The organism is Rhodopseudomonas sp. P1 (assembly GCF_039642825.1).
GTDB lineage: Bacteria > Pseudomonadota > Alphaproteobacteria > Rhizobiales > Xanthobacteraceae > Rhodopseudomonas > Rhodopseudomonas palustris_H.
This window is the reverse complement of the sequence record NZ_CP088006.1, coordinates 4323681-4337762: the sequence shown is the minus strand read 5'-3', so window position 1 is coordinate 4337762 and position 14082 is coordinate 4323681. Positions and strand designations below refer to the sequence as shown.

General features: G+C 64.5%; 12 protein-coding genes. 7 read left to right on the top strand and 5 right to left on the bottom strand.

Features of this window, described 5'->3' with window-relative positions:
• The first annotated feature begins 5 nt into the window (after nt 1–5).
• Genes LRC39_RS20055 through LRC39_RS20040 form a run of 4 tightly spaced genes read left to right on the top strand, consistent with a single transcriptional unit; the run spans nt 6 to nt 5029 of the window.
• The gene (locus LRC39_RS20055) at nt 6–1490 is read left to right on the top strand and encodes a PfkB family carbohydrate kinase (protein ID WP_346295407.1); all 1485 of its coding nucleotides are present in this window, start codon (nt 6–8) and stop codon (nt 1488–1490) included.
• Complete coding sequence (locus tag LRC39_RS20050) at nt 1487–2401, top strand: nucleotidyltransferase family protein (RefSeq protein WP_346295406.1); 915 nt, start codon at nt 1487–1489, stop codon at nt 2399–2401. Before LRC39_RS20055 ends, LRC39_RS20050 begins: the two co-directional genes overlap by 4 nt.
• Complete coding sequence (locus LRC39_RS20045; protein ID WP_346295405.1) at nt 2398–3204, top strand: SDR family NAD(P)-dependent oxidoreductase; 807 nt, start codon at nt 2398–2400, stop codon at nt 3202–3204. Before LRC39_RS20050 ends, LRC39_RS20045 begins: the two co-directional genes overlap by 4 nt.
• Nucleotides 3205–3226: 22 nt before the next feature.
• A complete protein-coding gene (locus tag LRC39_RS20040) occupies nt 3227–5029 on the top strand; it encodes a thiamine pyrophosphate-binding protein (protein WP_346295404.1) in 1803 nt (600 codons plus the stop codon).
• A 12-nt stretch (nt 5030–5041) separates the two neighbouring features.
• On the opposite strand, the gene LRC39_RS20035 is transcribed toward LRC39_RS20040, so the two are convergent.
• The gene (locus tag LRC39_RS20035; protein WP_346295403.1) at nt 5042–7189 is read right to left on the bottom strand and encodes a tetratricopeptide repeat protein; all 2148 of its coding nucleotides are present in this window, start codon (nt 7187–7189) and stop codon (nt 5042–5044) included.
• A gap of 520 nt (nt 7190–7709) precedes the next feature.
• Between LRC39_RS20035 and LRC39_RS20030 the strand changes: the two genes are divergently transcribed.
• The 3 genes from LRC39_RS20030 (at nt 7710) to flaF (ending at nt 11338) form a co-directional block, all read left to right on the top strand.
• The gene (locus LRC39_RS20030) at nt 7710–10370 is read left to right on the top strand and encodes a DUF1522 domain-containing protein (RefSeq protein ID WP_346295402.1); all 2661 of its coding nucleotides are present in this window, start codon (nt 7710–7712) and stop codon (nt 10368–10370) included.
• A 215-nt stretch (nt 10371–10585) separates the two neighbouring features.
• Nucleotides 10586–10966 carry a flagellar biosynthesis repressor FlbT gene (flbT, locus tag LRC39_RS20025; RefSeq protein WP_264074367.1) on the top strand — a complete coding sequence of 127 codons (381 nt, stop codon included), beginning with the start codon at nt 10586–10588 and terminating at the stop codon, nt 10964–10966.
• A gap of 3 nt (nt 10967–10969) precedes the next feature.
• Nucleotides 10970–11338 carry a flagellar biosynthesis regulator FlaF gene (gene flaF / locus LRC39_RS20020; protein WP_107345617.1) on the top strand — a complete coding sequence of 123 codons (369 nt, stop codon included), beginning with the start codon at nt 10970–10972 and terminating at the stop codon, nt 11336–11338.
• Between the two features lie 116 nt (nt 11339–11454).
• Here flaF and LRC39_RS20015 read toward each other — a convergent pair whose 3' ends face one another.
• From LRC39_RS20015 to LRC39_RS20000, 4 genes are all read right to left on the bottom strand, one after another.
• Nucleotides 11455–11826 (bottom strand): hypothetical protein, encoded by a 372-nt coding sequence (locus LRC39_RS20015; RefSeq protein WP_164636656.1) that lies wholly within the window; start codon nt 11824–11826, stop codon nt 11455–11457.
• Between the two features lie 179 nt (nt 11827–12005).
• Nucleotides 12006–12497 (bottom strand): hypothetical protein, encoded by a 492-nt coding sequence (locus LRC39_RS20010; RefSeq protein ID WP_164636654.1) that lies wholly within the window; start codon nt 12495–12497, stop codon nt 12006–12008.
• Nucleotides 12498–12514: 17 nt separating this feature from the next.
• Nucleotides 12515–12850: a flagellar assembly peptidoglycan hydrolase FlgJ gene (gene flgJ, locus LRC39_RS20005; protein WP_107345614.1), complete on the bottom strand. Its 336-nt coding sequence runs from the start codon at nt 12848–12850 to the stop codon at nt 12515–12517.
• Nucleotides 12850–13971, bottom strand: coding sequence for a flagellar basal body P-ring protein FlgI (locus LRC39_RS20000; protein WP_107345613.1), 1122 nt, complete (start codon nt 13969–13971; stop codon nt 12850–12852). Before LRC39_RS20000 ends, flgJ begins: the two co-directional genes overlap by 1 nt.
• Between the last annotated feature and the right edge of the window lie 111 nt (nt 13972–14082).

Here is a 14082-nt window from a genome sequence, read left to right as displayed (position 1 = left end):
TGCCGATGTTGCATCCCGAGACCAGTACCGAGCTTGCGGAGATCCGGAAAAAGGCGGGTCGTCGGCGCAGCATCGTGTTCGTCGCCGGCAATTTCAACATCGTTCATCCCGGCCATCTGCGGCTTCTGAAATTTGCCGCCGATTGCGGCGACTATCTGGTGGTCGGCGTCACCGCCGAAACAGGTTACGACTGGATGCTGCCGGCCGAGCTGCGGCTCGAAGGTGTGCGTGCCATCGGCGTGGTCGACCACGCCTTCCTGCTGCACGATGCTGCGGAGGATTTCATCGCGGCGCTGAAGCCGAATGTTGTGGTGAAAGGCAAGGAGCACGAGGGCGCCGACAATCCCGAAAAAGCGGTGCTCGATGGCTACGGCGGTCGCCTGGTGTTCTCGTCCGGTGAGGTTGCGTTCTCGTCTCTCGATCTGATTAAGCGCGAGTTCCGCGAATTCAATCCGTCGTCGATCGTCAAGCCGCTCGACTATCCGCGTCGGCATCGCTTCGAGCTGCTTGAACTGAAGAACGTGCTGGCCGGATTTCCGAAGCTGCGCGTGCTGGTGATCGGCGATCTGATCGTCGACGAATACATCGCCTGCGATCCGCTCGGCCTGTCGCAAGAAGATCCGACCATCGTGGTGACGCCGGTGCTGCGCGAATTGTTCGTCGGCGGCGCCGGCATCGTCGCCGGTCATGCGGCCGGCATGGGCGCGCAGGTCAGCCTGCTCACCGTCGGCGGCGGCGACGCGATGGCGGACTTCGCTCGTGAGCGGCTGGCGTCGTACAACGTCGACGCCACCATCCTCACCGATGAGAGCCGTCCGACCACTACCAAGCAGCGGTTCCGCGCCGGCAACAAGACGCTGCTGCGGGTCAGTCATCTCAAGCAGCACGACGTCGATGCCGATCTGCAGACGCGGATGCTGGAGACGATCGAGCATCGGCTGCCGACGACTGATCTGGTGGTGTTCTCCGACTTCAATTACGGCTGCCTGCCGTCTCGGCTGGTCGAGTCGATCGGGCAGGCGTGCCGCGCCCGCGGCGTGCCGATGGTGGCGGACAGCCAGTCGTCGTCGCAGGTCGGCGATATCTCGCGGTTCACCGAGATGCTGCTGATCAAGCCGACCGAGCGCGAAGCGCGGCTGGCAATGCGCGATTTCGATTCCGGTCTCGTCGTGCTGGTCGAAGCCCTGCGCGAAAAGGCACGCGCCAAGAACGTCATCCTGACGCTGGCAGCCGAGGGCCTCTTGGTCCACGCCGAAACCGGTAGCGCCGGCACGGTGGTGACCGATCGGCTGCCCGCGTTCAACACCGCGCCGAAGGACGCGGCGGGCGCCGGTGACTCGTTCTTCGTCTGCGCCGCGCTGGCGCTGGCGATCGGCACCGACATCTGGCGCAGCGCGTACTTGGCCTCGATCGCTGCCGCCTGCCAGGTCGGCCGGATCGGCAACATCCCGGTCACCGCCCGCGATATTATCCGGGAGCTCGACACGTGAGCGGCGGCGCCAAGGCGCTGCTGGTCGCGGCCGGCCTCGGCACGCGGCTGGCGCCGCTCACCGACGTGCTGCCGAAGTGCCTGATGCCGATCGCCGGCCGTCCGCTGCTCGGACTGTGGCTGCAGATGCTGAGCGAGGCCGGCTTTCCCGAGATCGTCGTCAATCTGCATCACCACGCCGATCTCGTGAGCGAGTACATCCGCCGCAGTCCGTGGGCGGACCATATCGTGCTCGCACCTGAGGAGACTCTGCTCGGTACCGCCGGCACGCTGCTCCGGCATCGCGAGCGCTTCACGGAAGCGCCGACGCTGTTCGCTCATGCCGATAATCTCAGCCTGTTCGATCCGCGCGCCTTCCTCGACGCCCATGCGGGGCGGCCGTCCGATGCGGCAATGACGATGATGAGCTTCGTCACCGACCAGCCTCAAAACTGCGGCATCCTCACGCTCGACTCCGCTGGGCGCGTGCTGGAGATGGACGAGAAGCCGCAGCATCCCAACGGCGATCTCGCCAACGCCGCGGTGTATATCGTCGAGCCCGAGGTGATCGACTTCATCGCCTCGCTCGGCAAGCCGGTGGTCGATTTCTCGACCGAAGTTCTACCCGTCTTCATGCGGCGGATCTTCGCGTTCCACAACGGCAGCTATCACCGTGATATCGGCAATCCGGCGAGCCTGGCGCTGGCGCAGCTCGATTTTCCGCTGGCGTTGTTGTCCGCAGCCTTTTCCCGTCATTGCGAAGAGCTCCGCGACGAAGCAATCCATCGCCGAGCAGCGAAGTCCCTGGATTGCTCCGCGTCGCTCGCAAGGACGAGCGACGATCCCTGGTATGGCCTGATGACCGACAATAACGGCGCTCTCGCCCAAGCCTTTTCCCAGGCTGCGGCAAAGACCTATGGGGGCCAGCGATGAACGGCAGCGTCATCATCGCGGCGATCTCGAGCGACATCGGCATCAAGCTGGCGCAGCTCTATCGGGCGCAGGGCTACGATGTCATCGGCTCGTATCGGTCGAGCGAGAATTTGAGCGAGCTGCAGGCGGATGCCGGCATCCATCTGGTGCATTGCGATCTGACCGACGCCAGCAGCGTGCGGAGCGCGGCGGCGGAGATCGCGGCGCTCGGCAGGCCGTGGGGGCGGCTGATCAGCGCCGCGGGGCAGTTGTCGCCGATCGGCGATTTCTTCGGGCGTGATTTCGAAGACTGGGCGGCGTCGCTGTCGCTGAATTCGGTGGCACAGATGCGGCTGCTGCACGCGCTGTATCCGCTGCGTGCGCACGACTCGACCGCCAAGGTCGCCTTCCTGGTCGGCGGCGGCATCAACGGCCCGTTCCGCAACTACTCGGCCTATTGCCTCGGCAAAGTGATGCTGGTGAAGCTGTGCGAGTTGCTCGACGACGAGTATCAAGACGTGCACGCGATCGCGGTCGGCACCGGCTGGGTCAACACCAAGATCCATCGTCAGACCGTCGAAGCTGGCGACGACGCCGGAGTCAATCTGCGCCGCACGCTGGAATTTCTCGACAGCGGCGCGCAGGGGACGTCCTACGAAGACATCTTCGGCTGCATCGAATGGGCTTTCGAGGCCGGCCGCGCCGCGACCGGCGGGCGCAATTTCTCGGTGGTGCACGATGCCTGGCGGGGCGGCGGTGCGGCGCTGATGGAACGGCTCGCCGCTGATCCGAACATCTACAAGCTGCGCCGGCACGGCAATTGACAGCCGCGCAAGGAGGACACGCGTGAAGCTCTCCGACTACGTCATCGATTTCCTGGCGCGGCGCGGCGTCACCCACGTGTTCGGCATTTCCGGCGGTGCGGCGGTGCACATGTTCGATTCCGCCCAGCGCCATCCAGACGTCACTCCGATCTTTCCGCAGCATGAGCAGGCGGCCGCGATTGCCGCGGACGGCTATGCGCGTGCCACCGGCAAGCTGGGCGTCGCCATCACGACCTCGGGCCCCGGCGCCACCAATCTGCTGACCGGGGTGTGCTGCGCCTATTACGATTCGGTGCCGACGCTGATGATCACCGGGCAGGTCGCCACCCATCGGCTGAAGGGCAAGAACCAGATCCGTCAACTCGGCTTTCAGGAGACCGACGTCACCTCGATCTTCGCCACTGTCACCAAGTACGCGGTGCAGATCTCCGATCCCACCACGATCCGCTATCATCTGGAGAAGGCGTATCATCTCGCGTTCGAGGGACGGCCCGGTTCGGTGCTGATCGATCTGCCGGACGATCTGCAGCGCGCCGAAATTGATCCCGACGCCCTGCCGGGTTTCACGCCCGAGCCTGCGGCCGCGACGAGCGATCTCGACGCGGAGATTGCGGCGCTGCTGCCGCTGATCGTGCGTGCGAAACGTCCCGCGCTGATTCTCGGCGGCGGGCTTGCGACGCCACGGATCGGGTCGATGCTGGATCAGCTCATCGACCGCCTCGGCATGCCGGTGCTGACCACCTGGGCCGCCACCGATCTGATCGCGGCTGATCATCCGCTGCGGGTTGGGCCGTTCGGCGTCTACGGGCCGCGGCTCGGCAACTTCACGGTGCAGAACGCCGATCTGATCCTGTGCCTCGGCAGCCGGCTGTCGCAGAACGTCACCGGCGGCATCCTGCCGTCGTTCGCGCGCGAAGCGACGATCGTGATGGTCGATGCCAGCCGCGGCGAGATGGACAAGTTCGATGATCGCGGCATCCGTATCGCCACTCGCATCGCGGCCCGACTGGACGAATTCGTGCCGAAGCTGCTCGCCGCAGTCGAGGCGGCGCCGCCGCGCGAGGCTTGGCTGAACACGATCGCGCATTGGCGCAGCGCGTTGCCGGACGATCGACCGGGCCCCGCTCCCGACAATGCCGGCTTCGTCGATGCTTATGATTTCGTCGATAAGCTCAGCGATGCGGCGCCGGCCAATGAGCTGCTCTATGTCGATACCGGCGGCAACCTGACCTGGACATGCAATGGCTTTCGTATCAAGCGCGGCCAGCGGCTGATCTCGGACTGGAACAACACCGCGATGGGCTACGCGCTGGCGGCATCGATCGGCGCCGCGGTGCAGGCGAAGGGCGGCGTCACCTGCATCATCGGCGACGGCGGTCTGATGCTGTCGCTGGGCGAACTGGCACTGCTCAAGCGTCACGAGCTGCCGGTGCGGCTGATGCTGTTCAATAACCACGGCCACGGCATCCAGAAGCAGACGCTGGAGACCTGGCTCGATGGCCACTATGTCGGCGTCGATGCGCCGAGCGGATTGTCGTTCGTGGACTTCCGCAAAGTTGCCGAGGCGATGGACCTGCCGGTGGTCACGATCAGCCGCAGCGCCGATATCGCCGAGCAACTCCGCGAGGTCTATGCCCGCAAGGGACCGGTGTTCTGCAACGTCGAGATCAACCCGGGGCAGAAGCTGTATCCGGTGCTGAAGTTCGGCGCGCCGCTGGAGAGCCAGTTGCCGTCGATCGACGATGAGCTGATCAAGCGCGAGATGCTGATCGCGCCGTTCCTCCCCGGCTCCGCGCCGAAGCACAGCGGCGGCGCGGGCGTCTAGCGGGAATGGGGCTCAGCGCCCGCGGCGCAGCGCCCGATCCTTGGCTTCGTCGAATGGCGTGGCGCACCAACGCTTCCACATCGTCCGGTAGGCGTCTTCGACCGCGCGGGTGTAGGCGGCCGGGCCACAGCGCTGCAGGATAAAGTCGCGCAAGCCGCGACGGATCGAACGCAGCCGCTCAAGGTCCGGCTTGCTGGCGATTTCGATGTAGCGCGCGTCGTTGGGCGCAATGAAATCCGGCAGCCCAGCGGCGGCGAGCACTGCGCAGCCGACCCGGCTGGGCACGGTGTGGCCGAGACGGCTGACAACCGGCACGCCCATATGCAGCGCTTCCCAGGTCGAGACGCCGCCCGCCTGAGGGAATGGATCGAGGCAGAGGTCGATCTGCTTCAGCGTTTCCAGATGGTCCTGACGCGAGCTCGAGCCCAACAGGGTGATGCGGCCGGCGGCGATGCCGCGTGTAGCGAACTTCTCCAGCAGCGTCTGCCGCACCGCAGGGTCGTCGATCTGATGGTCTTTCAGGATCAGCCGCGACGTCGGCGACGCCGCGAGAATCTGCGACCACACCTCGATCGCCGCGTCCGAGATTTTTGAAATGCGGTTCAGCGAGCCGTAGGTCAGATAGCCATTGCGGTCGAACGGCAAGTCTTGCGACCGCCACTGCGCCGGCAGCGGCTCGATGATGACGATCGACGGCAGGTCATAGACCACTTCGGCATAAAAGTGACGATCTTCGACCGGGATCGCCACCGGGTCTCCGAGCAGATAGTCCATCACCGGAAGACCAGTGCCGGTGGCGTGGCCCCAGGCGGTGACTTGAACCGGAGCGGGCTTGCGTGCGAACACGCGCAGCCGGTTGCCGTTGGAGTGGCCGGACAGGTCAACCAGAATATCGACCTTGTCCTGCTTGATCTGATCGGCGAGCCCTTGGTCGCTCATCAGCGTCGCGTCTCGCCATTTGTCGGCGATCGCTTCGAAGGCTCGGGTGGAATCGTCCGGTACCACCACGCCCGAATACAGCACTACTTCGAACTGGCTATGGTCGTGATGCTCGATCACCGGCCGGAACGAGAACGCCGCCGAATGCGCACGGAAGTCGGCCGAGACGTAGCCGACCACCAGGCGCCGGTCGGGATCGCGGTCGTTGGTGGGCGGAGTGGCGAAGGCGCGATAGATCGGCGCGCCGATCTGTGTCCACCAGCTGCTGCGAACGGCCTGCTGCGCCTCGACGTCGGAGGCGGCGCAGAAGTCCATCGAGAAGATCTTGCTGGAGATTGCCGCTTCGTAGTTCGGCATCAGCTCCAGGGCGCGGCTGTGCAAGGCGATTGCGGTCTCGGCATCGCCGAGCGACGCCATGCAGTTGCCGAGCAGCGTGAGCGCGATCGCGGAATTCGGCTCGACCTTCAGCACCGCCGTGCAGGTCGCCATCGCGTCCTTGACGTTGCGCATGAACAGCAGAGTTTCGGCACGGGCGAGGCCTGCTTGGACCGGCCGCTTGCCGATCGACAGCGCGCGGTCGTAACTCGCCAGGGCTTTATCTAACTGCTTCAGATCCTTGTAGGTGCCGGCGCGGTTCATGAAGGCGACGTCGTTGAGCGGGTCGATCTCGATCGCTTTGTCGTAGCTCTCCAGCGCGTCAGTGTAGCGTCCGAGCTTGTGCAGCGCATTGCCGCGATCGTTCCAGGTATCGGCCCGATCCGGCATCAGTTCGATCGCCTTGTCGAAACTGGCGATGGCGTCTTCGTAGCGGGCCAGACCGGAGAGGGCGAGGCCCCGATTGGCGTAAGCCAGCATCAGCGTCGGATCGATCGCGATCGCTTTGTCGCACGACGCCAGAGAGTCCGCGAAGCGGCCGACGGCAATCAGCATGCTGCCCATGTCGGACTGCGCCTGCGCCGATTTCGGATCGGCCAGGAGCGCACGCTTCAGCGTCCTGATGCCCAGTTCGGCGTTGCCGCTCTGATATTCGGCGAGTGCGTAGAAGTGCAGCGCCATGAAATTGTCCGGCGCCTTCTTGAGCACCTTCTTATATGCAGAGCGCGCTTCGTCGAGCTGGCCCTGCTGATGGAGCACGCGCGCACGCATCAGCAGCACCGCTGGCTCGTAGGCCTTGTCAGAGGCGTTGCGGGAGGGGATGGCCTTGCTGCGTCCGGGCTGCATCTCAGGATCCGAATCCGACGGAGTGATGGTAGCTCCTCAGGCCCTGTGACGCACCTCAGAGAGACCCGTAGGGCTGCTGGATCCTGCGCCAGCGGCTGTAAATAATTCATAAACCATACTGCCCCGGCCCAATAATCGCCGTCTCGCCAAGGCGGTCGGCCGGTTTGGGGCGGGCCGCCGGTGCCCAATGAGCGAATCAGTTAATAAACTGGTTGCAAACCGGGCAGCGGCAATCGCGGGCAAACATTAGATCTGTTGATTTAATTGACCTTTTCCCCTTAAGACGCTGTTAACCATATTTTAAATGGCCCCCGCCATAGTCCCGGGTGCTCAGGAAGAAGGTAGGTCGAGAATCGGCCGCGTTGATCCGGTGCGCACGTGTGTCGTGCAGCCGAGGTCCCTCTCCAGAACAGGCGTCTAAACACAACCGGCAAGTGTCGCAGCGGCAACGACCGTTCGACGCGAGCAGCGACGTGCGACTGAAGGTCGACGTCCAGCGCGGATCAGGAAGGTTTGCACCATGGCTGATGTGGTTCTCTCGGCAGCGGTTCGCCAGAATCTGCTATCGCTGCAGTCGACTGCCGATCTGTTGGCGACGACGCAGAACCGTCTTGCTTCCGGCAAGAAGGTCAACACCGCGCTCGACAATCCGACCAACTTCTTCACCGCAGCAGGGCTCGATAGCCGCGCCAGCGACATCAACAACCTGCTCGACGGAATCGGCAACGGCGTCCAGATCCTGCAGGCGGCCAACACCGGCATCACCTCGCTGAACAAGCTGATCGATACTGCCAAGTCGATCGCCAACCAGGCGCTGCAGTCCAACGTCGGCTACTCAACCAAATCCAACGTTGCGGCGACCATCGCGGGCGCCACTCCGAACGATCTGCGCGGCACCCAGACCTTCGCCAGCGCGATCGCGACCAGCAACGTGATCTATGACGGCACTGCCGGCGGCACCAGCGGCGTGTCGCTGACCGACACGCTGGGCGGCGGCATCGGCGCGCTGGTCGGCACCGCGGTCACCAAGAACGTCCCGACCGATGCGACCTCGACGGGCGGTGTGCTCTACACCGGCACCGCGACGGCGACTGCGACCGGCACCGATCTGATCTCGTCGCTGACCAACGGTTTGACCACGACCCCGACCGGCCCGCAGGCCGGCGATGTGCTGGTCGTCGACGGCAAGACCATCACCTTCACCGCCACCGGCACTCCGACGGTCGACAGCAACGGCAACTATACGATCGGCGTCAATCAGCCGATCAACGCGCTGCTCGCCACGGTCGACACCATCAACGGCAACACCAGCAATCCGTCGGTGGTCAACGCCAGCGGCCACCTCGAGTTGCATACCGGCACCAACCGCGCGCTGTCGGTTTCCGACACTTCGGGTGGCACCGTGCTGGCTAAGCTCGGCTTCAGCGGACCGGTGTCGACGTCGCTCGGCACCGGCACCTCGGCGCCGATCACCGCCAGCACCAAGTTGTTCAACACCGTCGGCGGCCTGGGCGCTGCGATCGCCGACGGCACAACGCTGACGGTGAACGGCAAGACCATCACCTTCAAGGCGTCCGATCCGCCGTCGCCGGCCGGTCTGTTGGTCGGCTCGGGCGTGCTCGGGAACATCGTCGCCGACTCGCAGGGCAACTCGACGATTTATCTCGGCACCAGCAACACCTTCACCAACGCCACGGTCGGCGACGTGCTGACGGCGATCGATCTCGCCAGCGGCGTCAAGTCGGCCAACATCTCTAGCGGCGTTGCGACCTTCACGGCCAACGGAACTCCGTCCTCGATCAGCGGCACCGGTGTGGTGACGCTGAATTCTTCGACCGGCGCCGACCTCCACGTCACCGGTCCGGCAGACTTCCTGAAGTCGCTGAATCTCACCACCTCGACCGGTTCCGGTCCGACCACGCTCGACGTGCCGCGCATCACGGGCCCCACCACGATCGGCACGCTGATCGATGACGGCTCGATCCTCACCGTCAACGGCAAGACCATCACCTTCAAGAACGCGCCTGTCCCGCTCGCTTCGGCGACCCACACCGGCGTGACTGGTCACGTCGAGACCGACGGTCTCGGCAATTCGACAGTCTATCTGCAGGGCGGCACCGTGGCCGACGTGCTGAAGGCGATCGACCTTGCCACCGGCGTGCAGACCGCGACGCTGTCGCAGACCGGCGCGACGCTGACGACCCAGCTCGGCTCCGCCAATTCGTCGCTGTCGAGCGGCTCGCTGAAGATCTCGACCGGTAGCGCCTCCGACCTCACCATCAGCGGTACCGGCAACGCCATGCTGGCGCTCGGCCTCGCCGGCAACACCGGCACCTCGACGGTGTTCCAGGCGTCGCGCGCCTCCGGCGCCGGCGGCGTCTCCGGCAAGACCATGACGTTCACCGCCTTCAAGGGCGGCACGCCGGTCAGCGTCACCTTCGGCGACGGCACCGGCGGCACGGTGAAGACGCTGGCGCAGCTCAACGCCGCGCTTGCGCCGAACAACCTCACCGCGCAGGTCGACGCCAACGGCGTGCTGATGATCTCGGCGAGCAACGACTATGCGTCGTCGACACTCGGCTCGGTCGCGGACGGTGGCGTGCTCGGCGGCTCGATCACCTCGACGCTGACCTTCACCACGCCGAACCCGCCGGTCGCCGATCTCAATTCGCAGGCGGCGCGTGCCAAGCTGGTCGAGCAGTACAACAACGTCATCGCGCAGATCACCACCACGTCGCAGGACGCGTCGTTCAACGGCGTCAACCTGCTGAACGGCGACACGCTGAAGTTGGTGTTCAACGAAACCGGCAATTCGACGCTGACCATCGTCGGCACCGCGCTGACGCCCGCGGCGCTTGGCCTGCCGACGCTGGTGGCCGGCACCGACTTCATCGACAACGCCGCGACCAACAAGACGCTCGCCGCGCTCAACACCGCGTCGACCACGCTGCGCTCGCAGGCGTCGTCTTACGGTTCAAACCTGTCGATCGTGCAGATCCGTCAGAACTTCGCCAAGAGCCTGATCAACGTGCTGCAGACCGGCTCGGCGAACCTGACGCTCGCCGATACCAACGAAGAAGCGGCCAACAGTCAGGCGCTCTCGACCCGGCAATCGATCGCGGTGTCGGCGTTGTCGCTGGCCAACCAGTCGCAGCAGAGCGTCCTGCAATTGCTGCGGTAATCGCAACGGCCCCGGCCTCGCGCCGGGGCGGCGATCACGGGGCGGCCACGTCCCGGACGGCGGCGCGATTCGGCGCCGCGCAATCTCCCGTTGCATTTTTCCCCTGAAAGTACGGCGCGTTTGTACTGGATCGATTCGCAAACCCTGCGCATAAGGAAAAAGGGCTGGAGGATGAGTCGATCTCGGTCCCGTGACCATATGCGAAGGGAGAAGCGATGCCTCTGCGAGTCGAATTGAAGCCGTTCGAGCGGATCGTGATCGGCCAGAGCGTGATCACCAACTCCGACACCCGCACCACGTTTCTGATCGACGGCGATGCGCCGATTCTGCGCGAGAAGGACATTCTCACCGCGGAGACGGCGAACACGCCGGTGAAGCGAATCTATCTGTGCGTGCAGATGATGTATCTGCAGAACGACATCCCGGCTTATCAGGATTTGTATCTAGGTTTCATCAAAGAGTTGATCGAAGCCGTGCCGAGCTTCCGTGAAACGATTGAAGCAACCAGTAATCTTATCTTAAGCGGCAATCTCTATAAGGCACTCAGAGAGCTGCGCCCCCTCATCAAGCGTGAAGAAGAATTGTTGTCGAGGTAGCCGATGTCGAGTGCCGCGCAAGCTTACGCCAGAACGGCGCAGAGAACTGCATCTCCCCGCGAGATCGAAGCGCAGGCGCTGCTGAAGGCGGCTAAGCAATTGCAGGACGTCGTCACGAACTGGGACGAGAAGGGCGCGATCGGACTTCAGGAAGCGCTGCTGTTCAATCGCAAACTTTGGTCGATCTTCGTCACCGAGGCGATGCGCGACGACAATCCGCAGTCGATCGAGATCCGGCAGAACATCGCCAACATCGGCGTGTTCGTGATGAGCCAGTCCAGCGCCTTGCAGATCAAGCCGGAAGTCGAACGCCTGCAGGCGCTGATCGACATCAACCGCAACATCGCCGCGGGTCTCAGCGGCCGTCCGTAACACGACCGACGTCGTGATGTTGCTGTGGTCCGCTTCCAATTCTTTCTTTGCCCAGCACGAAGCGCCCGCGCCCGCAACCGACGGGCCGGGAGATCCGGTCTCATTCCAACTCGGCGTCAGGCGACGCGGTCGGTTGCGAGCGATCCGATGCGCTGTGGCTTCGATTGATCGAGTTCGCGGAAGTAAGCGCGTGCCTTGAGCTGCCAGGAGTCAGGATACTGGCTGATCACCGACTGCGTGTTCTGATCGACCGCCACGTACACCATCTCGGCCGCAGCCTGATCGAAGATCACCTGGCGGGCGATCGAAGACGCAGGGTTGCTTCCGGACTTTGTGGCAGTCGTCGCCGATCCGCCGTCTGCCGCGGTGACGCTTTGTGGCGCTGGCAGATCGGTCGGTACGGCCGCTTGCACCGCCTCAGGCTCCGGCCTGAGGATCGGCGTGATCACCGGCGCCCCCACCGGCTTGATGTTGAAATCGATACTCATGTCAGCCTCCTGGCCTCCATCAGGTCAATCCCACACCTCCTCCAGCATCGTGGCAAACAGTTCTGAAATTCCTCCTGCAAAGATTCCGATGATTTAAATCGAAAGCTCTGCATCGCGCAGGCGTGCAACATCCCGCGCCAATGCGCGTCGGGCCCGCAAGGTCGTCGTGAGGGGAGGCGTTACAGCGAGCGGCTGACTGCGATGGGCGTCAGCTGGCGCGGGCTCGGACCGGTGTGACGGCCGTAGGCGGTGTAGGTCTGCGGCGCGTTGCGCTTCTGCACTTCGGCGTTGACGCCTCGCACGATGCCTTCCGACACCGCATGCGCGGTGGCCAGCACGGTGAGGTTGACCTGCAGCATCGCGCGGAACACTTCGTGATGCCGGTGCAGCGTCGCGAGCAGGTCCGGCGTCGCTTTCGACATGTAGGGCTGGCTGGCGCGCACCAGCGTGATCGCGCTGATGTAGCGCTTGGTGCCTTCGGTCTTGTCGACCTCGAGCCGCATCGCTTCGGCGATCTTGCCGGCACGGACCAGCTCGGTCTCGTGTTCGATCACCTTCAGCAGCGAATCCATCAGCGTGATCAGGCCCTCGGCGAGCTTGCGCGCGTCGGCGGGCGTTGCCACCGGTTGAACGGCGGCGGGCTGGGCTTGCGGGCGTTGCATCGCGGTCATGGCGTCGTCCTTTGCGCTTAGGAGCGGGCTGCCTGTTGCAGGATCAGCGAGCGGTACACGTCGGTGGCGATGCCGACGCCACCGGCCTTGGCGACCATCTGCGAATGCTGTTCGGTCAGCATCGAACGCCAAACGCCGGTACCGACGGTGTCGCCGAACGGTCCTTCGCCCTTCAGCCCGGAAGTCATCTGCGAGAACATGGTGTTGAGAAACATCGCCTCGAAGTCCTTGGCGGTCTTCTGGGCCTTGTCCTGGACCTGCGCCGGCACCTTTGACAGCGCTTCGGCGAGGGCAAAGTCGGGCCGCCCATTATAGGTCGGTAGAGTCGGCCCGTAGGTCGTGGCGATCGTCATCACATCACCTCGATGTCGGCTTCGATGGCACCGGCGGCCTTGATCGCCTGCAGGATGCCGATCAGGTCGCGCGGGCCGATGCCGAGGCTGTTGAGGCCGTCGACGAGCTGCTGCAGCGACACCCCGTCCTTGACCACGGCGAGTTTCTTGCCGTCTTCGGTGACCCCGATCCGCGAATTCGGCGTGACGACGGTGCGGCCGCCGCCGAGCGGATTCGGCTGGCTCACCTGCGGGCTTTCGGAGATCGACACCGTCAGGTTGCCCTGGGCCACCGCCACAGTGGCGACTCGGACGTCACGGCCCATGACTATGATACCGCTACGTTCGTCGATCACGATCTTGGCGGCCTGATCCGGTTCGACCTGCAACTGCTCGATCTCGGTGAGCAGCGCCACCGCGTTGCCCTTGAACTCGCCCGGGATTGAAAGCTGGACAGTCGACGGGTCGAGCGGCTCGGCGCATTTGGTGCCGAGGTAATCGTTGACGGCGGCGGCGATCCGCTTGGCGGTGGTGAAGTCGGCATTGCGCAGCGCCAGCCGCACGTTCGGCAGCCGGTTCAGGGCGAATTCGATCTCGCGCTCGATGATGGCGCCATTGGCGATCCGGCCGACCGTTGGCACGCCGCGGGTGATCTTGGCGGCTTCGCCCTCGGCCTGGAAACCGCCGATCGCCAGTGAGCCCTGGGCGACCGCGTAGACGTTGCCGTCGGCGCCGAGCAGGGGGGTGACCAGCAGGGTGCCGCCCTGCAGGTTCTTGGCGTCGCCCAGCGCCGACACGGTGACGTCCATCCGGGTGCCCTGGGTGGCGAACGGCGGCAGATTGCCGGTGACCATCACGGCGGCGACGTTGCCGGTGCGGATGGTGGCGCCGCGGATGTTGACGCCCATGCGTTCCAGCATCGCCTGCAGCGACTGCTTGGTGAAGGGGATGTTGTTGAGGGTGTCGCCGGTGCCGTTGAGGCCGACCACCAGGCCGTAACCGATCAGCTGGTTCTGGCGGATGCCTTCGATATTGGCGAGGTCCTTGATGCGCGAAGTCGCATTGGCCCCCACGCCCGACAGGAGCAGCACGCACAGCGCCGCCGCAGCCAGCCTTACGAGTTGGGTCGATACGCGCGGCATTTTCGGCTCCTGTCGATCCATCGCCGCTGTTGCGAACGATGCGGTCAGTCTTTCCTTGCCAGTCCTGTGCCACCCGCGAATCTGAAGCAACTTGTTGATTTTCCGAGGGGA